The organism is Paenibacillus sp. FSL E2-0151 (assembly GCF_037993015.1).
GTDB lineage: Bacteria > Bacillota > Bacilli > Paenibacillales > Paenibacillaceae > Paenibacillus > Paenibacillus amylolyticus.
Genome location: NZ_CP150308.1, coordinates 5,540,324 through 5,564,604 on the forward strand (window position 1 = coordinate 5,540,324; position 24,281 = coordinate 5,564,604).

General features: G+C 47.4%; 18 protein-coding genes and 1 other annotated feature. All 18 genes read right to left on the reverse strand.

Going from position 1 to position 24,281, the window contains the following annotated elements; all coding sequences use genetic code 11:
• Positions 1–69 precede the first annotated feature (69 nt).
• Entirely contained in the window at positions 70–2,736 is a 2,667-nt protein-coding gene (locus MHI55_RS24675) for a valine--tRNA ligase (RefSeq protein WP_340387355.1), read from the reverse strand.
• Positions 2,737–2,797: 61 nt separating this feature from the next.
• Positions 2,798–3,079, reverse strand: a binding site (T-box leader).
• Positions 3,080–3,234: 155 nt separating this feature from the next.
• Positions 3,235–4,818, reverse strand: a complete 1,584-nt coding sequence (locus MHI55_RS24680) for a LysM peptidoglycan-binding domain-containing protein (protein ID WP_340387357.1) — start codon at positions 4,816–4,818, stop codon at positions 3,235–3,237.
• A 366-nt stretch (positions 4,819–5,184) separates the two neighbouring features.
• Positions 5,185–6,093: an RluA family pseudouridine synthase gene (locus MHI55_RS24685; RefSeq protein WP_340387359.1), complete on the reverse strand. Its 909-nt coding sequence runs from the start codon at positions 6,091–6,093 to the stop codon at positions 5,185–5,187.
• Entirely contained in the window at positions 6,090–7,394 is a 1,305-nt protein-coding gene (gene hemL / locus MHI55_RS24690; RefSeq protein ID WP_036605898.1) for a glutamate-1-semialdehyde 2,1-aminomutase, read from the reverse strand. The genes MHI55_RS24685 and hemL overlap by 4 nt, the downstream gene beginning before the upstream one ends.
• A 26-nt stretch (positions 7,395–7,420) precedes the next feature.
• Positions 7,421–8,422: a porphobilinogen synthase gene (hemB, locus tag MHI55_RS24695; protein WP_017692601.1), complete on the reverse strand. Its 1,002-nt coding sequence runs from the start codon at positions 8,420–8,422 to the stop codon at positions 7,421–7,423.
• A 104-nt stretch (positions 8,423–8,526) separates the two neighbouring features.
• Positions 8,527–10,089 (reverse strand): uroporphyrinogen-III C-methyltransferase, encoded by a 1,563-nt coding sequence (gene cobA, locus MHI55_RS24700; protein ID WP_047841188.1) that lies wholly within the window; start codon positions 10,087–10,089, stop codon positions 8,527–8,529.
• Positions 10,090–10,093: 4 nt separating this feature from the next.
• On the reverse strand, positions 10,094–11,050 hold the full coding sequence (gene hemC / locus MHI55_RS24705; protein ID WP_036605896.1) for a hydroxymethylbilane synthase: 957 nt from the start codon (positions 11,048–11,050) through the stop codon (positions 10,094–10,096).
• A 2-nt stretch (positions 11,051–11,052) separates the two neighbouring features.
• Positions 11,053–11,703, reverse strand: a complete 651-nt coding sequence (locus MHI55_RS24710) for a bifunctional precorrin-2 dehydrogenase/sirohydrochlorin ferrochelatase (RefSeq protein WP_340387361.1) — start codon at positions 11,701–11,703, stop codon at positions 11,053–11,055.
• A gap of 5 nt (positions 11,704–11,708) precedes the next feature.
• Positions 11,709–12,497 (reverse strand): cytochrome c biogenesis protein CcsA, encoded by a 789-nt coding sequence (ccsA, locus tag MHI55_RS24715; RefSeq protein ID WP_047841339.1) that lies wholly within the window; start codon positions 12,495–12,497, stop codon positions 11,709–11,711.
• A gap of 53 nt (positions 12,498–12,550) precedes the next feature.
• Positions 12,551–13,936 (reverse strand): glutamyl-tRNA reductase, encoded by a 1,386-nt coding sequence (gene hemA / locus MHI55_RS24720; RefSeq protein WP_036605893.1) that lies wholly within the window; start codon positions 13,934–13,936, stop codon positions 12,551–12,553.
• A 342-nt stretch (positions 13,937–14,278) separates the two neighbouring features.
• Positions 14,279–14,680 carry an adenosylmethionine decarboxylase gene (speD, locus tag MHI55_RS24725; RefSeq protein WP_047841191.1) on the reverse strand — a complete coding sequence of 134 codons (402 nt, stop codon included), beginning with the start codon at positions 14,678–14,680 and terminating at the stop codon, positions 14,279–14,281.
• 325 nt (positions 14,681–15,005) lie between these two features.
• Entirely contained in the window at positions 15,006–15,593 is a 588-nt protein-coding gene (locus tag MHI55_RS24730; protein ID WP_036605891.1) for a hypothetical protein, read from the reverse strand.
• 267 nt (positions 15,594–15,860) lie between these two features.
• Complete coding sequence (gene yihA / locus MHI55_RS24735) at positions 15,861–16,517, reverse strand: ribosome biogenesis GTP-binding protein YihA/YsxC (RefSeq protein WP_036605890.1); 657 nt, start codon at positions 16,515–16,517, stop codon at positions 15,861–15,863.
• 156 nt (positions 16,518–16,673) lie between these two features.
• Positions 16,674–19,013, reverse strand: a complete 2,340-nt coding sequence (lon, locus tag MHI55_RS24740; RefSeq protein WP_036605889.1) for an endopeptidase La — start codon at positions 19,011–19,013, stop codon at positions 16,674–16,676.
• Between the two features lie 86 nt (positions 19,014–19,099).
• Positions 19,100–20,854 (reverse strand): ATP-dependent protease LonB, encoded by a 1,755-nt coding sequence (gene lonB, locus MHI55_RS24745; RefSeq protein ID WP_036605888.1) that lies wholly within the window; start codon positions 20,852–20,854, stop codon positions 19,100–19,102.
• Between the two features lie 167 nt (positions 20,855–21,021).
• Positions 21,022–22,119, reverse strand: a complete 1,098-nt coding sequence (ispG, locus tag MHI55_RS24750) for a flavodoxin-dependent (E)-4-hydroxy-3-methylbut-2-enyl-diphosphate synthase (RefSeq protein WP_017692591.1) — start codon at positions 22,117–22,119, stop codon at positions 21,022–21,024.
• A gap of 120 nt (positions 22,120–22,239) precedes the next feature.
• Positions 22,240–23,493, reverse strand: a complete 1,254-nt coding sequence (gene clpX, locus MHI55_RS24755; RefSeq protein ID WP_036605887.1) for an ATP-dependent protease ATP-binding subunit ClpX — start codon at positions 23,491–23,493, stop codon at positions 22,240–22,242.
• 12 nt (positions 23,494–23,505) lie between these two features.
• On the reverse strand, positions 23,506–24,096 hold the full coding sequence (gene clpP / locus MHI55_RS24760; RefSeq protein WP_036605886.1) for an ATP-dependent Clp endopeptidase proteolytic subunit ClpP: 591 nt from the start codon (positions 24,094–24,096) through the stop codon (positions 23,506–23,508).
• Positions 24,097–24,281 lie beyond the last annotated feature (185 nt).

Here is a 24,281-nt window from a genome sequence, read left to right on the forward strand (position 1 = left end):
CTTCGGTCCCGAGTTTGAGTGAAAAAAGCGGCCGGATGGCATAATGGCTCTCCATCCGACCCACATATATTAACCTTTAAGTTCCTTGATTCGTGCAATCACTTTATCCCGTTTATCGGAATAATCTGCTTGCTTGGCGCGCTCTTCCTCAATAACTTTGGCAGGAGCTTTGGCAACAAAGCCTTCGTTCGCCAGCTTTTTCTCTACACGGAGAACTTCGCCCTCAAGGTTCTCCAACTCTTTCTCCAAACGAGCCACTTCCTGCTCGATATCAATAAGACCTGCGAGCGGCAAGTATAGTTCTGCCCCCGTAATGATCGCAGTCATTGCCTTATCCGGTGAGTTTAAATCCAGCCCACTATCGAACTCGGACGTATTACAGAACCGTTTGATGTAATGGCTGTTACGCTCAATGATGCTGGACGTCTCAGCACTGTTTGCTTTGACCATCAATTCGATCTTTTTACTCATCGGCACGTTCACTTCTGCACGAATGTTCCGAACCGCACGAATGGTATCCATGAGCAGGTTCATCTCGGCAACAGCCTCTGGGTTCTCAAGAGCAGGATCGTATACCGGCCAAGATGCCAACGTAATCGTCTCACCTTCATGTGGCAGATGCTGCCAGATCTCTTCAGAGATGTATGGCATGAACGGATGAATCAGGCGCATCGTCTGATCCAGTACATAAGCCAGCACGGATTGTGTTTTCTTCTTGGCAATCGGATCTTCTCCGTAGAAGGACAGTTTCGCAAACTCAATGTACCAGTCACACAGGTCATCCCAGATAAAGTTATACAGCACACGGCCCGTTTCCCCAAATTCATACGCTTCGATTAGACGCGTAATATCGCGGGAAGTTTCGTTAAGACGGTGCAAAATCCAATAATCCGCTGTACCAAGCTCTCCGCTAATGTCACGTTCCTCATAGGTGAATCCTTCCAGATTCATCAATGCAAAGCGCGAAGCATTCCAGATCTTGTTGGCAAAGTTACGAGCCTGCTCCACCCGTTCCCAACGGAAACGCAGATCCTGACCTGGCGTGCTGCTGGTTGAGATCATGTAACGCATCGCATCTGCGCCGTATTTCTCAATCACATCTAACGGATCTACACCGTTGCCTAATGATTTGGACATTTTGCGTCCATCTGCGTCACGAACAAGACCATGCATCAGCACATCCTTGAACGGAATCTCATCGGTGAATTCCAATGCAGTGAAGATCATACGTGCAACCCAGAAATATATGATGTCATACCCTGTCACAAGTACACTTGTCGGATAATAACGTTGCAGATCTTCCGTATCTTCCGGCCAGCCCAATGTGGAGAACGGCCATAAGCCGGAGCTAAACCAAGTATCGAGTACGTCTTCGTCCTGTCTGAGCTTGCGTCCAGCATTCTCTGGCAGTGTCGTCGGATCTTCAGCAGATACGATGATTTCACCCGTTTCTTCATCATACCAGGCAGGAATACGATGTCCCCACCACAGTTGACGGGAAATACACCAGTCACGAACGTTCTCGATCCAGTTCAGATAGGTTTTCTCAAAACGATCTGGAACAAAATTAACCCCTTCGCCGCTCTGTTGTTTCTTGATCGCTCTCTCTGCAAGTGGCTTCATCTCAACGAACCACTGTGTAGACAGATACGGCTCAACAACAGCTCCGGTACGCTCACTGTGTCCAACCTGATGCGTGTGATCCTCAATGTTGATCAATACGCCCTGCTCTTTCAAGTCAGCAACAATCTGCTTGCGGCAGTCACTGCGGTCCAGTCCCTGATACTTGCCTGCCTCAGCATTCATTGTGCCGCTCTCATCCATTACCGTAATCTGAGGCAGATCATGACGAAGACCTACTTCAAAGTCATTTGGATCATGCGCAGGCGTGATTTTAACTGCACCACTTCCAAACTCTTTATCCACATAATCATCAGCGATAATTGGAATTTCGCGTCCAATGATAGGCAGTACAAGTACTTTACCAATCATATCTGCATAACGCTCATCTTTCGGATGAACAGCAACCGCTGTATCACCCAGCATCGTTTCAGGACGCGTTGTTGCCACTGTAACGTAGCCACTTCCGTCTTTGAGTGGGTACCGCAGATGGTACAGGTGACCCTGAACCTCTTTATATTCAACCTCAATGTCGGACAGAGCTGTCCGGTTCACCGGGTCCCAGTTAATGATGCGTTTGCCTCGGTAAATAAGGCCTTTTTCATACAGTTGAACAAATACTTTGCGAACCGCTTGGGACAGACCTTCATCCAGCGTAAAACGTTCACGTGAGTAATCAAGCGACAATCCCATTTTGCCCCATTGTTGACGAATGGTAGTGGCATATTGATCTTTCCAGTCCCATACTTTCTCCAGAAACTTGTCACGTCCCAGATCATAACGAGTCAGACCTTCTTCACGCAGCTTCTGCTCCACTTTGGTTTGAGTAGCAATACCTGCATGGTCGGAACCCGGAAGCCACAGTGCGTCATAACCTTGCATCCGTTTGGTGCGGATCAGAATATCCTGCAGTGTAAAATCGAGCGCATGCCCAATGTGCAGCATCCCGGTCACATTTGGGGGTGGAATTACAATTGTATACGGCTCGGCATCTTTACGTTGACCGGCTTTGAAATATCCACGCTCCATCCAGGTGGAGTACCATTTATCCTCTGCCGCCTTAGGATCGTAAGTGGTCGGCATTTCTGTTGCAGCTGATTTTTTTTCCTCAGACATGTGTCATTCCTCCGTTACTTCATCATCTTCGCCAAAAAAAACAAAAAAAACCTTTCATCCATCAAAGGACGAAAGGTTAGCTTTCGCGGTACCACCTTTGTTTCACGCCTACAGCAAGATAGACTTCACCCTCTGTACATGACGTGACACTTCAAGCAGATAACGGCTGCTACCGGCCCATCCTACCTCAGAAATAAATGACGATAGATCTCATTCATCCCTTGTATTCAAACAGGCAACTCCCGGGCGACTTCGATCAGTTGGTTCCTGCGGAATCTCACAGCGCTGCAATTCCACTCTCTGAAAGGTCATACTGTCTACTACTCCCGTTCCACGTTGTTCTTCAAAAAACCTACACACATCATACCTTGCTCGTGCGCGATAGTCAACCTGACAACAGCGGATAAAGAGCGCTGGAATGCAGGTTTAGGACGAATCATGCAAAAACCCGCAATCCTCAAGGGGATCACGGGTCGTAACGAAGGCTTTAACTACGGATTAAGGGATGTACAATATCTGACCTTCTTCCACAACCTGCTCAGATAATCGGTTATACAACTGAAGTTCCCTCGTGCTCAATTGATATCGATCTGCAATAGCATCCAGTGTATCTTCTCGCTGAACGATGCAAAGTTTCACCTTGCGGAACGGGGTCTGGTCCACGATCGTTCCCAGGAACAGGTTCTTCCATTCCACATCATCAGCTGGATACGTTTCTTCCTGTACCACACCCGCAGGAACCTCATCGCCTCGCTCCACTTCAGCATCGCGTGCCGCTCTACCGGAGGATAACAAAGAAGAGATACCTACGCCCTCTTCTTGCCGTGGTGCGGATTCTTTTTTGCTGCCAAAAGCAACCTTCAGCTCCGGCTTGTCTTCCGTCTCAGCCACAGGTTCAGGAACAAATGCTTCGTTCTGTACGAACTCGTCTACCCCAGTCGCTTCAAAAGACGGCCGGTCTTCCTCAGCGTTGCCTGGTTCGGACGAAGCAAATACACCTTGCCAGTTCTCCGCCTGTGATTCGCCCGGGACATCGGCAACTGCCTGATTCTCCTGCTGAGGTACAGATCTCGCGGATTCGAAGTGCCATACCTCTGGTGCGTCCGGTACATCCGGTGATGCCAACTCATTAGATGATTGAGCAGTAGGCTCTGAGACTGCTTGATCTGCACTTCTCGAGTTCGCAGGCAATGCATCCACGGAAGGCTCGGACCAACCCGAAGACTCATCTTCCAGAGGCAACAATGGTTCCGACTCAGGGTAAGAAGCTAATCGATCTGCGGTCTCAGCCATAAATGACGAGATCGGAGAAGGTTCGCTGTATTGCTCATGAGATGCCAATTCATCTCCATTCGCTGTCAGAGATGCGGGATCTTCATTTGCATCAGGTTGTCTGTTTTCGTTAGCGTACTCCGCACTTAGCTCCTCAGATTGAAGTGGCTCTGCGGATGACGCATTCGCATAATCCTGCTGCCATTCTTCGCTATTCCTTAATGTCTCTTCCCTTGTGGACAGGTCAGCGAATTCCGGAGCACCATATGCAAGTTCTGCTGCATTCGCAAGTCTCTCTTCCTCACTCCGCTGGAGCAGGTACTCTTGTGCAAATGTGTTGGGATCGCTACCTGCCTGTGCTGCTTCATCGGAACGGTTGGGTTGCTGAACATCAGGTGAATGAACAACTGTAAACTCATCTGCTGACCACACTTGTGGCTCTTCAACAGGAAAACCTTCGATACCTCGTAGCGACAACACGCCTGTAATGTTCAGACTGCGATTGGATAACAGATCCACGTCAAAATTTTCGATCTCGATGGAAATATCTTCAATCGATCTGACCCGGTTCAGCGGCACTGTGATCTCCACGGGAATGAAATGTTTGAGCTCCTCTGAAGCCTCATTTTCTCCTCTGTACGCACCTGTAAGTAAAAGATGCCCTCTTAATGTGGCATGATCATCCTGCCCTATGACTTGAATGCGTGGGTATAGTTCAATCTCCTCCAATTCCTCAATCGCAGGAACTCCCTCAGACAAATGAACGCGCTCATAAATATCGAACCGCAAACCATAAGGTTGATTCAACAAAGGTGGCGTCCTCCTTTCGGCATATGTTCACCATGATCCTTCTCATGGGACTGATCCATGGTCCAAATCCTTCGTTACCCCATCTATATGCCTTGAATGAGAGGAGCATGCCACCTTTTGAAAAACCTTGCTATATATGTTCAACTCATGGTTATTTACACTGTCACTCCAATGACAGAACAACCTTCTGATCGCTGTTATCCCCAGATTTTTTTCATTCCTTTTTATAAAGGGAAAACCCGGGGATAGCTTAGGCTTCCGAAGTAGCTTTCTTTCAGAAAGCTTTTAGGCGAACGCTTTACTTCTTCTGGTTGTTTCTGTCCTTTCCGTTTTCGTGTAAATAGTTAGTCGAACTTATATAGTGTATTAATAATTTTGACGCTCACGCTCTGCCAATTGTGTGAAATCGGACGGCCATGGGTCGTTCACTTCAATCATCGCTCCGGTTAAAGGATGACTAAACTTAAGCAACTCTCCATGAAGTGCTTGTCGCCCAATGGCATCCGCTCTACCTCCATACAACGCATCACCAATGAGCGGGTGTCCCGCGTAACTCAGGTGTACACGAATTTGGTGTGTTCGTCCTGTATCCAGCTTTAATCGTACAAGGGTTGCTCTTTCCCACACTTCGACGGTCTCCACATGAGTAACAGCTTCCTGTCCACCTTCCGAGACACGTCTGCGCTGCTTGTGATGTCTATCCTTGCCAATCGGAGCATCAATTTTGTGGAGTTCAAGGGGGATATGTCCACCTGCAATGGCTACATAATGGCGGCCAATCTCTTTGCGACGCATCGCTTCATCCAGTTTGGCGAGGGCAAAAGCATTTTTGGCATACAGGACAGGTCCGGTTGTATCCTCATCCAGTCGATGAACATGGCGAACGCTCGCCTGGATTCCGTTCATTTCGTAATAAGAGGCAACCACATGATCCAGCGTGATGGCCTGATCGGTACGGCTTCCATCTGGATGCAGTTTCATGCCTGCCGGTTTGTGCATAACCAGACAAAAATCATCCTCATACAATACATCCACATCAGCCCAGCGTGGCTCAACATCGATTGGCTGGGACGCAAAAAGGGCCAGCCGAAGCCGGTCCCCTGCAAGTTGTATTCCTTGGTTTGCTTTTAACTGACGGAGCAGTTTCTCCGGAAACTGAAGTTCAGACAATAACCATTGCTCTGCAGCCATCGGTTTGTCCGAGCTGCCTGTTACGGCTTTCCCTGGCATCAGCTCAAGCCATTCCCCGCGGCGTTTCCAACTTTTGATGGTCATAGCGATTGAAGAGCTTTACGATTCGCCTCAATCGTATCGTCAATATCCTGCTCCGTGTGCACACCAGAGACAAACATACCTTCGTATTGCGAAGGCGCAACACTCACACCTTGATCAATCATGGCCGCAAAATAACGACGGAATTGATCCAGATTGCTTTCTTTGGCAATATCATAATTGGTTACTGGAACGGCACTGAAGAATGGACAAACCATGGAACCCACACGGTTAATGGTTATCGCAATACCCGTCTCAGCTGCATTTTTCTCGAATCCGGCTTGCAGACGTGCAGACAATGTCTCCAGACGGTCATAGACCTCTGGTGTTAACAATTTGAGCGTTGTATACCCTGCTGCCATAGCCAGCGGATTCCCGCTCAATGTACCTGCCTGATAGATTGGTCCTGTTGGAGCAATCTGTTCCATCAGATCCCGACGACCACCATAAGCGCCAACCGGGAGGCCGCCACCGATAACTTTACCCAGACAAGTCAGGTCAGGTGTAACCCCATACCGTCCCTGAGCACAGTTCAACCCTACGCGGAAACCGGTCATGACTTCGTCAAAAATAAGCAGGCTGCCATATTGGGTCGTCAAACTGCGCAGCCCTTCAAGGAAACCGGAAGCCGGAGGAACAACCCCCATGTTACCTGCCACAGGCTCCACAATAACAGCGGCCAGTTCTTCACCATAACGTTCAAAAGCAAGTCTCACGGACTCCAGATCGTTATAAGGCACCGTAATGGTATTCACAGCTACGCCTTCAGGCACGCCTGGACTATCTGGAAGACCCAGCGTTGCAACACCTGAGCCAGCCTTGATCAGCAAGCTGTCTGCATGTCCATGATATGATCCTTCAAACTTCAGAATTTTACTGCGTCCGGTTACCCCGCGTGCCAGTCGAATGGCACTCATCGTTGCTTCCGTACCGGAATTAACCATCCGCACGATATCGATAGAAGGTACACGCTCACAGACCAGTTTTGCCATCTCGGTCTCCAGCAAGGTAGGCGCACCAAAGCTTGTTCCTTTGAGGGCTGTCTCACGCAAAGCTTCTACAACGTCAGGGTGTGCATGTCCCATAATGAGTGGGCCCCACGATCCCACATAGTCAATAAAAACATTGCCATCAATATCGTAGATTTTGGACCCTTCACCGCGCTCTGCATAGATCGGAGTAAGTCCCACCGATTTGAATGCGCGTACAGGGCTGTTCACACCCCCGGGTATGTACTGCTTCGCTTCCTCAAACGCGCTGCGTGAGCGCTCATCATTGCGACGATTACCTTGTTGTGCAGTCATGAATATCCTCCTCAATGTAATTTATTTTATTTCTCAGCCAACCAGCGTGAAGCGTCTTTTCCGTAGTAGGTAATGATCATATCTGCACCTGCGCGTTTCATGCTGAGCAGGATTTCCATGGCAACTTTTTTCTCATCGATCCAGCCTTGAATCGCCGCCGCCTTCACCATGGCATACTCGCCACTTACATTATAGGCAACAAGCGGAAGATCAAATTGATCCTTAATCGTACGCATGACATCAAGATAGGACAGCGAAGGTTTAACCATTAGCATATCCGCTCCTTCGAGCACATCCGTCTCTGCTTCACGCAAGGCTTCACGCGCGTTCGCCGGGTCCATCTGATATGACTTGCGGTCTCCGAATTGTGGTGTGGAATCCGCAGCTTCACGGAATGGACCATAGAATGCGGATGCATATTTAACAGAGTAAGACATGATCGGAATGTGACTGAATCCATTCTCATCCAGCCCCGCGCGGATCGCTTGTACAAATCCATCCATCATGTTGGATGGTGCAATAATGTCCGCTCCTGCTTTGGCTTGAGACACTGCCGTTTGCACGAGTAGATCCAGTGATTCGTCATTTAACACATCTCCGCAGATGTGACCGTCAATCTCCACGGTGTGTACCATACCGCAGTGACCGTGATCCGTGAATTCACACAGACAAGTATCCGCAACAACCAGCAGTTCCGGGTACCAGGATTTGATCAATCTCGTCGCTTCCTGCACAATGCCATCTTCAGCAAAGCCAGATGAACCCACACTGTCCTTCGTCTCGGGAATACCAAACAATAACACGGCTGGAATTCCCAGCTCGGCAATTTCCGTTACTTCCTCCTGAAGACGATCCAGCGAGAAGCGGAATACGCCAGGCATGGATTTAATTTCAGATTTTACATTTTCTCCATACGTAACATAGATTGGTTGAATAAAATCATCCACGGTTAGATGGGTCTCTCTGACCATATTGCGAATACCTGTGGATTGACGTAAACGGCGATGCCGTACAATTGGAAAACTCATACGAGTAAAACCTCCTTGAAAAAGTTAAATAGAGCAAAAAGGGAAGCGCGCTGGTATCCTATCGAATTCAGCACGCTTCATATGTTGACATGATTACATGTGTATTAATTTCGAAGAGCGCCTTCTTTGGTACCTGTCCGTTTCCAGTCGCATAGCACTGTGATCAAGCTATCCATCGTTGCTTCCTCTGCCATCAGTGTAACCTTTAGTCCAGCGGCTTCTGCCGTTTTCGCTGTAACAGGCCCGATACACGCAACCTCCACATCTTTCAATAAAGGCAGTGGATCTTGCAACCCCATACGTTTCAACATACTCATGAAGTTGGTAACCGTCGATGAACTTGTAAAGGTCACCGCATGAATACCACCTTCTTCAAGTAGCTTGAGTAGTTCGTCATCATCCTCACCAGCGAGGATCGTATCGTAGGTGATGGCTTCGGTGACCTGAAGCCCTCTTTCTCTCAACTGGTCACGTAACCATGTACGTGCAAGATCACCATGCGGAAGCAGTACTCTCTGGCCTTCCTTCAGCTCGCTTTCAAAAGCCTCAAGCATGCCTTCGGCCTGGAAAGGACCTTTGACAACTTCAGCTACGATGCCATGTTTGCGCAAAGCATCTGCTGTGGAAGGTCCTACGGCAGTAATTCTCGCTTGATGAATCGAGCGAATATCCTTGCCTTCCTGTTCCAGATGGCGGAAGAAAAACTCCACGCCGTTCACACTTGTGAAAAACACCCAGTCATAGGTATTTAAAGCACTGAAGGCGTCTTTGACACTTTGCTTGGCAGATTCACTGGATGGCATGACCGTCTCAATAACCGGAAACTCATACGGTTCGCCGCCGAGTTCCTCAATGCGATTCACCAGTTCACTCGCCTGACTGCGAGCACGGGTTACCAGAATTCGTTTGCCAAATAGCGGCAGCGCTTCTGCCCATTTCAATTGTTCCCGCTGATTGACAACATCTCCCACCACAATAACAGCTGGTGGTTGGAAATTGGCTGCGATCACTTTCGCTTCTATATCTTCAAGGGTACCTGTAAGGGTATCCTGTTCCGCTCGTGTTCCCCAACGAATCAGAGCTACCGGTGTTTGCGCTGGACGACCATGACGAATCAATTGTTCGCTGATATATCCAATTTTGGCAACCCCCATCATAAATACAAGTGTGCCCGTTGCATTCGTCACTTTATCCCAATGGATACTGCGATCAAGCTTGTCCGGACTCTCGTGCCCCGTAATAATAGAGATGGAAGATGCATAGTCACGGTGAGTCACAGGAATTCCGGCATACGCAGGCACACTTATTGCAGCGGTAACCCCAGGTACAATCTCAAACGGAATTCCGTTTTTGTGCAGCAAACCCGCCTCTTCGCCCACACGTCCAAAGATAGTTGGATCGCCGCCTTTAAGCCGAACCACAACCTTGCCTTCAAGAGCCAGATCAACCAACAGTTGATTGATCTCTTCCTGTTTCATCGTATGCCGATCCGGGCGCTTGCCCACGTAAATCTTGACTGCGCCGGGTTTCATTTGTTTCAACAATCTCGGACTTGCCAAACGATCATAGACTACAGCATCGGCTTTCCCGATGGATTCCCACCCTTTTACCGTAATCAGCTTTGCATCCCCAGGACCTGCCCCTACCAAAAAGACCTTTCCCACCATGTCTTCATCCCCTAACTTCTGCCAGTATCTGCTCTGCTCCCCGTTCGATCAATCTCCAAGCCACTTCTTCTCCCAGACGAACCGGGTCCTTGCCGATCATGGCTTCCTTAAGAATCAGCCCACCATCCGGCGTGCCGACCATACCTGTTAATTGTAACGTGTTTTCACCATTCAGGGAATCTGCATCTTGCTGAGGCACCCACACCGCATGAGCACCGATCGGAACCTGACAGCCCCCATTTAATACACTGAGAAAACGGCGTTCCGCCTGTACAGGAAAAGCTGTCTCGGGATCGTTATACAGCTGCAGCAAGTGCAATAGTTCCTCATCGTCTTCACGACATTCGATACCAAGCGCGCCTTGACCCACTGCCGGAAGGCAGGCTGTTTCCGTCAGGTACTCTGTGATTCGGTCTTCCCAGCCCATACGGTACAATCCTGCAGCTGCCAGAATAATCGCATCGAATCCTTCGGTCTCCAGCTTCCGCAGACGGGAATCAATATTGCCGCGAATCGATTCCAATTGCAAATCTGGACGATAGGCCTTTAATTGACTCGACCGGCGCAGACTGCTTGTTCCGACTCTAGCTCCTTCTGGCAGTTGATCCAGAGTTAGTCCACCATTAGAGATCAGCGCATCCCGTGGATCTGCACGACGGGGAATAGCACCATTGATTAATCCTTCGGGTAACTCGGAAGGCATATCCTTCATGCTATGCACAGCCATATCAATCGTACGATCAAGCATCGCCTGTTCAATCTCTTTGACAAACAAACCTTTGCCGCCCACTTTTGACAACGTTACATCCAGAATGAGATCTCCCTTGGTAACAATCTTATGTACTTCAAAGTCAAAAGCTAATCCTTCCCGCTCACAAATATCGCGTAAATCCTGAATGACATGGCCTGTCTGGGTTAGCGCAAGCGCGCTCTGTCTACTTCCAACTTTAATTGTACGCATATCTACACTTCCTCCTCATTACGGGATATCCAGTCCCCGATTTCTTCTTCGGTCCACCACTGAAAATGGCCTGTACGAATATCTTCTAATATGTGCATTTCAGTTAATTGCCGAAGCAACGTACTTCTGAGACTTGAAGAAGATACGCGTGACTTCACCTCAGTCCTCATCTGGTGCAAAAACTCAAGGTACGTCTCATACTCATCACCGAACTGTCGTTCGAGTGTGGCACGTATCTCCGCAGCTGCTGCCGGTCCCGCTCCTGCTGTGGATATGGCTATACTTAATCTCCCACGCCTTACCACGCTTGGCGTAATAAAGCTGCTGTGCTCCGAAGACATTGCGTCATTCACCAATATGCCCGCAGCCTCCGCATCCCGAACCACAGTTGAATTGACCTCTGAACGGTCAGTCGCTGCATATACGAGAAAGGCCCCCCGCAAATCTCCATTGCGGTAGGACCGGTCTATCCATTGAATTCGGGATTCATGATGCAGTTGTTTTAATACGGGAGTAAGCTCCGGACTAATGACCGTAATCTGTGCCTCAGCATGCAGCAATCCCTTAATTTTACGTTCGGCAACACGTCCACCACCAACCACGCAGCACTTTTTGCCTGAAGTATTCACAAATATCGGCGTGTAACGGTCCATCCCCTTCACTCTCCCGTCCAACGATGAAACGCTGAATACGCATTGGATAAAAAACTTATAATGACAAATCCGTACCCGATCAGTGTCCATCTTGCCATGATAATTGTAGAGAACTGTTTCCTTCTCTTGGATACGAAGTACCCCACATAGATGGCTATAGCAAGACCTGTCGCAATAACTTTGAGATCCAAGAGTAGAATCCAGCGTCTTTCAGCCACAATGGATAATACGGCAAGCATCACAGAAACGCCAAGGAGCGGTGTACCTATGAAATTAGCACCATCCATGTATTTGCCGATCACTTCCAGGCTTGGCATCCGTCGCATCGTATCATTCCACTTTTTTTTCTTCAACTTACGGTGCAGGAACAGATATAACATGGCAAATACCGTAGCAACGGTTAACGCCGCAAAACCAAGATTCGCCAAGGTAATATGCATAATGAGTAATCCATGTACCGTTTGCCAGTTATGTAGTGATATCTCTCCGGCCGTAAACCACAGTCGGTTTAATACCGTAACGGAAAAACCTACAACATTCAGCAACAAAATCACAAATTCGGAACGCTGGATGCGAGTCATGACGAGAGACATCAGCACAATACTGAATGAAAATATAAACAAAAAATCAAAGGTGGTATAGATGGGGAAATGGCCTTCAGTCCACATCCGCAATATGACATGCGTTACCTGCAGTCCCCAAACAACGACAAGAAACCCTGTGCCTGTCCGCTTCGCCCCCGCATTGCGTCGAATGCAGTCCGAGAAATAGAACAGTAGGCTCAGGGCATACATATAGATTAGAGCTTCATAAACTTGTTCAGCAAGGGTCAAGCTGCCCACCCGCCTTATACGCCTGCCGGAGCATAAGCCGGCACGGGGTCTTGCCGGTTTTCGTTAAGGTGAGCGGCTGGTTTCGCCAGAGCTGTAGCATCACTCTGACTCACTTTTTCAGCGGCCATCTCTACTGCATCTTCCAGAGCGAAAATCTGAGTAAACATGCGCAGAGCTTCATCACCTTGCTTCGTGCCTGCCATTTCCTTAATCCGATTAATCGGATCTGTCGTCATTTGGTTCACAATACTCTTGGTCAAACGACGAATGACTTTACGTTGATGTTCATCGAGCTCAGGCAGTTTATTAAACAGGCTATCCATCGTTTCTTCATGAATGGAGACACCTTTTTCCTGCAAAGCGCGAATAACGGGACGAACACCCAACGTTTTGAGCCAATGGTAATAATCCTCCATCTCAAGCTCAATCATTCTCTCAATCTTGGCAGCTTCAACCTTACGCATCTCCAGGTTGCTCTCCACGATTCCTTCCAAATCATCAATGTCATAGAGAAATACGTTGGATAATTCACCAATCGCCGGATCAATATCGCGTGGAACCGCAATATCAATCAGGAACAATGGACGAGATTGACGACGCTTCATGCTCTCACGCACCACTGCTGCATCCATGACATAACGTTCAGCTCCAGTCGAACTAATCACAATATCAACTTCATTCAGTCGATCTAATGCCTGTTCCATCGTACAAGGTGTACCCCGGAACTTGGCTGCCAATTCTTCAGCTCTTGCGAGCGTACGATTCGCCACGATGACCTCGGATGCCCCGTTGGCATAGAGATGTTTCACGGTTAGTTCACTCATCTTGCCCGCACCCAAAATGAGCACCTTCTTGTCTGTGAACATGCCAAAGATCCTCTTACCGAGTTCAACAGCAGCATAACTGACAGATACGGCGCTCTCCCCGATGGAAGTCTCCGAATGTGCCCGTTTGCCCAGCGTAACTGCCTGTTTGAACAGCATATTAAACCAGGTACCTGTTGATTTCTCTTCTTGCGCTTTAAGAAAAGCCTGTTTCACCTGTCCAAGAATCTGAGTCTCACCAATGACCATGGAATCTAGTCCGCAGATGACGCGGAACAAATGGCGCATGGCTTGATCATCTTCATATATATATAAGTGTTGCGTAAATTCTTCCCGTGGTACGTTAAACCATTGTTCCATGAATGTTCGAATAAAATAACCACACATGTGAAGACGGTCCACCACAACATACAACTCGGTACGGTTACATGTGGCTACGATTACACCTTCCAATACACTCTTGGTCAGCTTGAGCTGCTGCAGCGCTTCAGACAAATCCTTTTCTGCAAATGTGAATCGTTCCCTAACCTCTACAGGCGCCGTGCGATAATTCAAACCAACGACAACGATGTGCATTGCAAGTTCACCTGCCTAATAAATTTCCAATCAAAGTGCTTACTGCATATGTCTATCCATTTATGATTGACAAGGTTAATTATATCACACATCATAGCCGTGACCGGGTCATTTTTATGAAATGTTTATGAAATCACCATGTTCATCATCATATGCACTGTCATTTATTGTAGTGTCTCACCAAAGTTCACCGTTATGCGTTAAAAAGTGTCGATTATGAATATTCATAACGATACGCATATTAAAACAAATAGCCATGGAATTATTCCATGACTATTAGAGTTTGGGAGGTTATGTGTCCATCCCGATATGTGAACATTGTGTATGCAATATACTTTTTATTTAAACCCGTTCAATCTGGTTGTTCATGTCTGGTGTTTCAACTTGCAATTCGCCCAAACCACGTACCAACTTCTTTGCATACGTTTTTTCAGGCTTTAATACGGATACCAGGTAGTCAATAGCAAGCTGTGGATCTACAGTCTCCCCACAAGTGTAACAATCAATCGCTGCAAAACCTCTCTCAGGATACGTATGAATGGAGAGATGGCTCTCAGACAATAGTACAAGTACGGTCGCTCCCTGTGGATCAAACTGCTTGGACTGTACGGACATCACTGTCGCGCCACATGCCTCCGCTGCTTCAACCATTTGGGCTTCCAGATACTCTGCATTGTTCAGTAGATTAAAGTCGACACCCCAAGTATCAACAGCAACGTGTCTTCCGAAAGTTGAATATTCCATCCTTCGGTTCCCCCTTCCTAGGAATAAAATGTTTGAAAAATTTCATCCGCTAGGACCTACGTCATTCACTTCCCGAGGGAAAAATCTCTCGCAACATATAATGTCCTGAGTGAATCCTGGTTCCTATATTGTTTTCAACGAGATTAAAAATAACATTGAATCAGAGTGAAATCAACCCTTTTCCAGAAGATTGTAAAATAAATATTTCCAATTCGGAATATTCGATCTCACATCAAAAAATTCCCCTGAAACCTCCACATTGGCGAGTGCCACTGCCCGGAAGATACAAGGGAATTCATTACGTTTATAAACATACAATTTTAAGTTAATAAGCTTCAAGCTCAAACAACCGTTTTTGATGACGAGCAAGGGTCTCATCAATCTGATGGAGCTGATCAGCAGTCGCATCTTTTCTAGTATCCAGCAGTGAATCAATCTCGGCATACACACGGTTGATTTCGCGTTCTACATCTCTGGCCTGGAACAGATGTTGCAATTCAAGCAACGTGTTTTTGTATTCATAGATCACTCGGGTGTTCTCCCCGGTCTTCTCCACAATTTTGCGGACAGTGCCTTGAGCATAAACATACGTCATGGTGAACCCTTTATAGATCCGATGAACGACCCCGTCACCCTTAAAAGTCACAAAGAGCTTCCGGACAACGTTGGTCAGATGCAGATTCACCAGGCGGCAAGATAATTCACAGATATAAAACCCTTCTATGCGGTCAAAAGGGAAATGCACTTCTTCTCCACTTACATCCCCCAGCACAACCTCCTGACAACCATTGTCCAACACCTTAACCCGGTGATGAAGCCTGCCGTCTTCTGTCATGCGCAAAAACTGATGCATCTGGGGTTCTGACAATTTCATAGTGGCCTTAACGTACTCTGTGGCTAACCGCTGAGCCATACAAATCCCTCAATTCTTTCCCGATTGTTTTGTCTTCCTGCACATGTAGCAGTCATCTCAAAATTCTTCAGGCCGGCATGGCCGGTAATTTTGGTACTGTTGGCAATATGCACCTATGCTCATTATACACTACCCTAACGTTATTTTTCTCCAGACCCAGATAATGAATTCTCACGAAATCCCTTAAAAAACCGGATTAATCTGGATCTCATCAAAGATTCATTTAGCATGCTCGCTTTCCTGCACTAAAACGGTATACTATCTCGGTTATCCGTTAATTCCGTTGGTTTCTTCCTCATCAGAAGCACCCTCTGCATCCAGCACTGGTGCATACTTATCTATGCGGGCATGGCGGGTAATGATGTCCCATAACTCTTCTTTCCCCAATCCCTCTTCGGATGAAAACGGCACAAACAAATCTCCTGAACGAAGACCCAGTGATTCCTTAATGACTTTGATATATTTGGCTCTACGTGTTTTTGGAATCTTGTCCATCTTGGTTGCTACGACAACCAAAGGCAGTCCATTATGACGAAGCCATTCGTTCATCATCTTGTCCTCTTTGGACGGTTCATGTCTCATATCAACCATCTGCATGACCAGTTTCAATTCCTCGCGTCCCAACAAGTATTTCTCCATCATTTTACCCCAGGCAAAGCGTTGCTCTTTGGAAACTTTAGCGTAGCCATATCCCGGGAAATCGACGAAGTAGAGATCCTGATTAATTTTATAATAGTTGAGTTGCTGTGTCTTACCCGGTGTTGAGCTCGTCCGAGCCAAGTTTTTACGATTGATCAATCGGTTGATCAGGGAAGATTTCCCCACATTGGAGCGTCCCGCCAAAGCAATCTCTGGCAGACCGTCCTCGGGGTATTGTTCAGGCCGAACGGCACTGATAATAAATTCAGATTGATTTACTTTCATATTGTATCTTTCCTCTCTTGAACGCCTGTGCTATGCATCACCTGTTGAAGGTATTATGCCATGGATTGTTCTATCATACCAAAAAAACCGTTCCAGCGGACGCCGAAGCCTCCGCAGAACGGTCTAATCTTCATACGAACCTTTCGGATACGTGGATTACAGGTGAATTCCTGTCTGCTCAACAAGTGCATGCTGCAATACCTGATCCATATGGGCTACAGGGACAAACTCCACATCTTCCTTGATGCTGTCTGGAATGTCACGCAGGTCCCGTTCGTTATCCTTAGGCAATAATATTTTTTTATAGCCGGCACGATGGGCTGCCAGTGATTTCTCTTTCAGACCACCAATCGGCAGCACACGTCCACGCAGTGTTATTTCACCAGTCATCGCGATATCCTTGGACACATGTTTGTTCGTCAAGGCTGAGATTAACGCTGTTGCCATCGTAATCCCGGCAGATGGACCATCCTTCGGAATCGCTCCTTCCGGAACGTGGATATGGATATCGTTCTTCTCATGGAAGTCAGGCGAAATTCCAAGCTGTGTAGCTTTGGAACGGGTGTAACTGAATGCGGCTTGTGCCGATTCCTTCATGACATCCCCCAGTTTACCTGTGAGAGTCAATTTACCTGTTCCAGGCACAACAGTCACTTCAATGATAAGGGTATCTCCACCCACTTCAGTCCACGCCAGACCCGTTACGGTACCAATCTGATCTTCCAGTTCGGCCATACCATAACGGAACTTGCCAGGTCCAAGGTAGTCTTTGATCTCATCGGATGAGATGTTAATCTGACCTTCCACACCCGATACGATGTTCTTGGCAGCTTTCCGGCACAACGAAGCCATCTGCTGTTCCAGATTACGCACACCTGACTCCCGTGTATATTCACGAATTACACGCAACAACGCGTCATCCGGGATTTCCAATTGCTCTTCTTCCAAACCATGGTCCTGCTTCTGTTTGGGCAACAAATAGTTTTTCGCAATTTGTTGCTTCTCCAGCTCCGTATAACCAGGGATGTTGAGCATTTCCATCCGATCCAGCAATGGACGCGGAATATTGTGTACCGTGTTGGCAGTTGTTATAAACATAACGTTGGATAAGTCAAACGGCAATTCTACAAAATGATCACTAAACGTATTATTTTGTTCCGGATCAAGTACCTCAAGTAACGCTGCGGAAGGATCTCCGCGGAAGTCTGAAGCCATCTTATCAATCTCGTCCAGCAGGAATACCGGATTAAGTGACCCTGCCGTTTTCATCCCCTGGATGATACGCCCAGGCATAGCCCCTACATAGGTGCGCCGGTGACCACGAATCTCGGCTTCATCCCGCACGCCGCCAAGAGATATTCTTACAAATTCCCGACCCAGCGATCTCGCGATCGAACGAGCAAGTGATGTTTTACCGACCCCTGGAGGTCCAACCAGACAGAGAATTGGCCCTTTGAGCTTCTTGACGAGCTTCTGGACAGCCAGATATTCAAGCACACGCTCTTTGGGTTTTTCCAGTCCGTAATGATCTGCATTGAGCACATCTTCCGCTTTTTGGATATCCAGATCATCCGCTGTCATCTGACTCCAAGGAAGGCCAAGCAGCCAATCCACGTAGTTGCGAATGACTCCGCCCTCGGCTGAACTTGCAGGCATTTTCTCCAGTCGATCAATTTCTTTCTCGACCTTTTCTTTCACCTTGTCCGGCAAGCCGAGTTCTTCCATCTGAGTGCGAAGTTCCTCGACCTCACCCGCACGGCCTTCTTTTTCACCCAGTTCTTTCTGGATCGCTTTCATCTGCTCCCGCAAATAATATTCCTTCTGCGTTTTCTCCATCTGTTTCTTCACACGTTGGCTAATCTTGCGTTCAAGCTCCAGCACTTCGCGCTCATTGTTCAGGATATCCAGCAATTTCTCCAGACGTTCCCGAACGTCGATGGTCTCCAGAATTTCCTGTTTATCCTTGATCTTCAAGGACAGGTGACTCGTGATGACATCAGCCAGACGCCCTGGTTCTTCGATGTCAGACACCGCTGCGAGTGTCTCTGGTGTCACTTTTTTGGACAGATTAATATAATTCTCGAACTGGTTCAGAACGGTACGCATCAAGGCATCCGTCTCCGGATGGGTATTCTCCTCTTCAGGCAGCTCTTTAGCCAGTACTTCATAATATTCCTCGTTGTCCGTATATTCAATAATTTCAGCCCGTTCCAAGCCTTCAACGAGTACACGAATCGTACCGTTTGGAAGCTTCAGCATCTGTCTGACCTTGGCCACGGTTCCGATTCTGAAAATGTCCTCTTGTGTTGGTTCTTCAATATTTACTTCGGCTTGGGAACATAGGAGAATCAGATGTTCTTCTACCATCGCTTTTTCTAAAGCCTTGACCGATTTCTCCCGGCCCACATCGAGATGCAGTACCATACTCGGGTAGACGAGAAGTCCTCTTAAAGGCAGTAAAGGAAAACGACGACCTTTCGCTTTGCTCGGTCCCATCGCTTTCGCACCTCCAATGGCTCTCAGGTTGTAGTCATTCATTATTCTATCAAATGTTCACATAAAAAACCAATGAAGGGAAGCGCTTAGCAGCTTCCCGAATCTGTAACCTGTCCTGGACGAGGCACGTCCGCACGCAAATAGGAAGCGGATGCCGGTGGAAAAATCTCCGGTGCAGGTGCAACTGTCTCCTCTGCAAGCTTCGTTTGTTCCATCTGTTGTGATTCCGGAACCCAGGCGAACACTTCACGGAATACATCCTGTACCGTATCTACCGGGATAACGCGCAAGCCATCCAGATTCTCAAAAATGGACTGCCAGTTCTCCGCGGGAATAATAACGGTCTTCGCTCCAGCCTGAAAGGCAGCCTCCACCTTGGCCAGCACGCCACCGATAGGCTTAACCCGACCATGAATACTGATCTCGCCAGTCATCGCTGTCTCATGATCCACAGGACGCCTCTGAATGGCTGATGTAATGGCAGTCGCCATGGCGATCCCGGCGGATGGACCATCAATAGGTGTCCCACCTGGGAAATTCACGTGTAAATCGTAATCATTCGGACGAATACCCATGGCTTTTAATACGGTTAACACATTTTCAACCGAGCCTTTGGCCATACTTTTTCGCCGGAGTGTACGCGAACCGCCTCCAATCTCTTCTTCATCCACAACTCCTGTAATGTTGATTCGGCCTTGATCTTTAAGAGCCGGAACAGCAGACACTTCGATCTCCAAAATGGTTCCCATATTCGGTCCGTATACCGCCAAGCCGTTAACAAAACCCACCTGCGGCTGTGTAGGGACCTTCCGATCAGGTCGTGGCTGAATCTGGCTGCTACCCGCCACCCACTCCACATCAGACGCCTGAAGCGTCTCACGCTTCTCTGTCAGCGCAAGTCCAGCAGCCAGCTGGATGATATTGACCGCTTCACGTCCATTGGTTGCATATCGCTTGACCACATCAACGGCATCCGGACATGGACTGAACCCTATTTTCTGAACAGCATCCTCTGCAATTCGCCCAATCTCCTCAGGCAACAGAGGACGGAAATAAACTTCCATGCAGCGGGAACGCAGAGCTGGTGGCAGTTCATGAGGCGAACGTGTCGTTGCTCCAACAAGGCGGAAATCGGCCGGCAGGCCATTTTGAAAAATATCGTGGATATAAGCAGGAGTATGCGTGTCTTCCGAGTTATAGTACGCACTCTCCAAAAACACCTTGCGATCCTCCAACACTTTCAACAGCTTATTCATCTGAATCGAATGTAATTCACCAATCTCATCAATAAAAAGCATTCCCCCATGCGCTTTCGTGACAGCGCCCGGTTTAGGTTGGGGAATACCTGCAACACCCATGGCTCCTGCTCCCTGATATATCGGATCATGAACCGAACCAATTAAGGGGTCCGCAATACCACGTTCATCAAAACGGGCTGTTGTTGCATCCAGCTCCGTGAATTTGGCGTCTGGCTTGAAAGGCGATGTTGGATTCTTCTTAGCTTCTTCCAAAACGACCCTTGCGGCAGCTGTCTTCCCGACTCCGGGTGGGCCATAAATGATAACATGTTGCGGATTCGCACTGCACAAAGCAGCTTTAAGGGCACGCAGCCCGTCTTTTTGCCCAACAATATCGTTAATGGTAGCTGGACGCGTCTTCTCCGACAGCGGCTTGGTGAGTGAGATCGAACGCAGCTTGCGCAGCTTCTCCAGTTCCTTGCGAGATTCACGCTCAACGGCACTGCGGTTTGTTTTCTGGCCACGCAGCAGGTTCCAGAAATACAAACCAATCACCACTCCAAAAAATAACTGAATCAACATGATGACCATACCAAATTCCATGTCTTCACATCCTCCTATTTTGTCGCTATTCTCATATGAGATCATGCTAATACTTGGTAGTATAGCCTTTTCAACGCGACGTAAACGGGCGATACGGAATTTGTATGCGAGAAAATAAAAAGCCCGCCATCGCTGGCGAGCTTTTGTTGTAACAAGATATGAATCAATCAGTGCGAACGACCAGGAATAACACCTGTCTCTTCGTAGGCTTCGACGATTTTGTCGATCTCTTTTTTTAATTCCTCAACCATGATTTCTTCAGGCACTTTACGAATCATCTTACCATGACGGAACAAAAGACCTTCTCCACGAGCACCGGCTATGCCGATATCCGCTTCTTTGGCCTCACCTGGACCATTAACCGCACAACCCAACACCGATACTTTAATCGGCACCTTCAGTTTGGAGATATACTCTTCCACTTCGTTGGCAATGGAGAACAGGTCGATATCCAAACGTCCACACGTTGGGCAGGAGATCAATGTAGCTGCATTTGTAATCAGTCCAAATGTTTTGAGCAGATCACGAGCGACCTTGATTTCTTCTACCGGGTCCGCACTCAGTGAGATCCGCATCGTAGAACCAATACCCATGGACAATAAGGCTCCCATACCTGCGGAGCTTTTGATCGTACCGGAGAACAATGTACCCGCTTCGGTAATCCCGAGATGCAACGGATACGGAATGATTTGAGCTGCTTTGGTATACGCCTCAATTGCCATCGGCACATCCGATGCTTTGAGAGACACGATGATATCATGGAAATCAAGCTCTTCCAAAATACCAATGTGATACAATGCACTTTCTACCATAGCATCTGCCGTAGGATACCCATACTTCTCAAGGAGATGGTTTTCCAAAGACCCCGCATTTACTCCAATCCGAATCGGAATACCGCGGTCTTTACAAGCCTTAACCACTTCTTCCACTTTAGCACGTTTACCGATGTTACCTGGATTAATCCGAACTTTATCAATGCCGTTCTCAATCGCAAGTAAAGCCAGCTTATAGTTGAAATGAATGTCCGCTACGAGCGGTATATTAATGCGTTTTTTGATTTCCTTGATGGCTGCGGCAGCTTCCTCATTATTCACCGTTACACGTACCACTTGACAACCCGCTTCTTCCAGCCGCAGAATCTCTGCAACCGTTGCTTCAACGTCTGCTGTTTTGGTTGTACACATACTTTGGATAATGACTTCGTTACTGCCACCGATCGTTACGTTTCCCACTTTCACGGGACGTGTATCCTGTCTTAAATACATGAGTGATTTCTCTCCCCACAACGTCAAAGCTCCACCCTGACAGAGACATGAATTCGCCTTCTGCCAAAGTGGAGAACTGACAAGTCTATATTTCAGAGTTCAACGGGATTGAGGCCTATATCAGGCGCTCTCTTCCTGCTTATCGTCCTTCGATTGGCTTAGTTCAGGCACGACTCTTTTCTCAACAACTTCCTCGGTAATGACACAGTTCGTAACATCTTCACGTGAAGGCACTTCATACATGATTTCCAGCATGATACCTTCAATGATGGCACGCAATCCACGTGCACCTGTGTTACGTTTAATTGCTTCTTTTGCAATCGCAAGCAATGCAGCTGGTTCAAAGACCAGATTCACATTATCCAGTTCAAGCAGTTTTTGGTACTGTTTGGTAAGCGCGTTTTTTGGTTCGGAAAGAATCCGTACCAGCGTATCTTCATCCAACGGCTCCAAAGTGGAGATGACTGGCAGACGGCCTACAAATTCCGGAATCAGACCAAATTTCAGCAAATCTTCCGGCAATACCATACCCAGGTATTCACCTGGTTTCAGATCTTTTTGCTCAGAAACGGTATTAAAGCCAATGACTTTTTTACCGATCCGGCGTTTGATCATTTGCTCCAGACCATCAAAGGCACCGCCGCAAATGAACAGGATGTTTGTTGTATCGATCTGAATGAATTCTTGATGAGGGTGTTTACGGCCACCTTGTGGTGGTACAGAAGCCACAGTTCCTTCAAGAATTTTCAAGAGAGCCTGTTGCACACCTTCGCCCGATACATCACGAGTAATGGATGGGTTTTCGGATTTACGCGCTACTTTATCAATCTCATCGATATAAATAATGCCACGCTCTGCTTTTTCCACATCATAATCAGCAGCTTGAATAAGTTTGAGCAGGATGTTCTCTACATCCTCACCTACATAACCCGCTTCTGTTAATGACGTAGCATCCGCAATAGCAAAAGGAACATTCAAAATTTTTGCCATCGTTTGCGCAAGCAACGTTTTACCAGAACCTGTTGGTCCTAACAGCAAAATGTTACTCTTTGACAATTCAACGTCTTCGATCTTGCTTTGCGTGTTGATCCGTTTGTAGTGATTATACACCGCAACAGACAATGATTTTTTCGCTTGTTCCTGTCCAATAACATATTGATCCAGAATATTACGAATTTCTTTTGGTTTCGGAATATCTTTCAGGTCTACTTCTTCATCATGACCAAGTTCTTCCTCAACGATTTCGGTGCAAAGTTCGATACATTCATCACAGATGTACACGCCTGGTCCAGCGACCAACTTGCGTACCTGCTCCTGAGATTTACCGCAAAAAGAGCATTTCAACTGCCCTTTCTCATCGTTAAATTTAAACATGAAACCACCCCTTTAGGAATTGATCGGTCTACTGAGCACCTGGTCAATAATGCCGTACGTCTTAGCTTCTTCAGCGCTCATGAAGAAGTCACGGTCGGTATCCCGCTCAATTTTCTCAAGAGGCTGACCCGTACGATCGACGTATATTTGATTCAGTTTCTGACGTGTTTTAATAATCCATTCTGCGTGTATCTTAATATCCGCAGCCTGTCCTTGAATGCCGCCAAGCGGCTGATGAATCATTACTTCGCTATTTGTCAGCGCATATCTCTTGCCAGGTGCACCGGCTGTCAGCAATAACGAGCCCATGCTTGCTGCCATCCCTACGCAAATGGTAGATACATCCGGCTTGATAAATTGCATCGTATCGTATATACCCATCCCTGCGGTGACAGAACCACCAGGTGAGTTAATGTACAAGCTGATATCCTTCTCAGGATCGTCGGCTGCCAAAAACAAAAGCTGTGCTATGACAAGATTGGCTACATCGTCATCAATCGCACTGGTTAGAAAGATGATGCGATCTTTCAGCAAACGTGAATATATATCGTAAGACCGCTCGCCTCGATTGGTTTGTTCTATAACCATTGGCACCAGACTCATGAGACCAACCTCTTTTCTACATGTAATTAGACATAGGCCACCTGTAAAGCAAACCCAAATTCATTCTAACACTTTCCTGTGACAATGTCATTTTTCACAAGAGGGGTGAGACATCAATTTGTTTACTTTTTTAGCCTGATCATATTTAACCATGTTTTCTATGTATGTGCAAATTGAAGCCATCC

Excerpts from the sequence above, each read along its gene's own strand:
- MHI55_RS24675 (WP_340387355.1), bottom strand. The coding sequence starts at position 2,736 with ATGTCTGAGGAAAAAAAATCAGCTGCAACAGAAATGCCGACCACTTAC.
- MHI55_RS24685 (WP_340387359.1), bottom strand. The coding sequence starts at position 6,093 with ATGACCATCAAAAGTTGGAAACGCCGCGGGGAATGGCTTGAGCTGATG.
- hemL (WP_036605898.1), bottom strand. The coding sequence starts at position 7,394 with ATGACTGCACAACAAGGTAATCGTCGCAATGATGAGCGCTCACGCAGC.
- hemB (WP_017692601.1), bottom strand. The coding sequence starts at position 8,422 with ATGAGTTTTCCAATTGTACGGCATCGCCGTTTACGTCAATCCACAGGT.
- cobA (WP_047841188.1), bottom strand. The coding sequence starts at position 10,089 with ATGGTGGGAAAGGTCTTTTTGGTAGGGGCAGGTCCTGGGGATGCAAAG.
- hemC (WP_036605896.1), bottom strand. The coding sequence starts at position 11,050 with ATGCGTACAATTAAAGTTGGAAGTAGACAGAGCGCGCTTGCGCTAACC.
- MHI55_RS24710 (WP_340387361.1), bottom strand. The coding sequence starts at position 11,703 with ATGGACCGTTACACGCCGATATTTGTGAATACTTCAGGCAAAAAGTGC.
- ccsA (WP_047841339.1), bottom strand. The coding sequence starts at position 12,497 with ATGTATGCCCTGAGCCTACTGTTCTATTTCTCGGACTGCATTCGACGC.
- hemA (WP_036605893.1), bottom strand. The coding sequence starts at position 13,936 with ATGCACATCGTTGTCGTTGGTTTGAATTATCGCACGGCGCCTGTAGAG.
- speD (WP_047841191.1), bottom strand. The coding sequence starts at position 14,680 with ATGGAATATTCAACTTTCGGAAGACACGTTGCTGTTGATACTTGGGGT.
- MHI55_RS24730 (WP_036605891.1), bottom strand. The coding sequence starts at position 15,593 with ATGGCTCAGCGGTTAGCCACAGAGTACGTTAAGGCCACTATGAAATTG.
- yihA (WP_036605890.1), bottom strand. The coding sequence starts at position 16,517 with ATGAAAGTAAATCAATCTGAATTTATTATCAGTGCCGTTCGGCCTGAA.
- lon (WP_036605889.1), bottom strand. The coding sequence starts at position 19,013 with ATGGGACCGAGCAAAGCGAAAGGTCGTCGTTTTCCTTTACTGCCTTTA.
- lonB (WP_036605888.1), bottom strand. The coding sequence starts at position 20,854 with ATGGAATTTGGTATGGTCATCATGTTGATTCAGTTATTTTTTGGAGTG.
- ispG (WP_017692591.1), bottom strand. The coding sequence starts at position 22,119 with ATGTATTTAAGACAGGATACACGTCCCGTGAAAGTGGGAAACGTAACG.
- clpX (WP_036605887.1), bottom strand. The coding sequence starts at position 23,493 with ATGTTTAAATTTAACGATGAGAAAGGGCAGTTGAAATGCTCTTTTTGC.
- clpP (WP_036605886.1), bottom strand. The coding sequence starts at position 24,096 with ATGAGTCTGGTGCCAATGGTTATAGAACAAACCAATCGAGGCGAGCGG.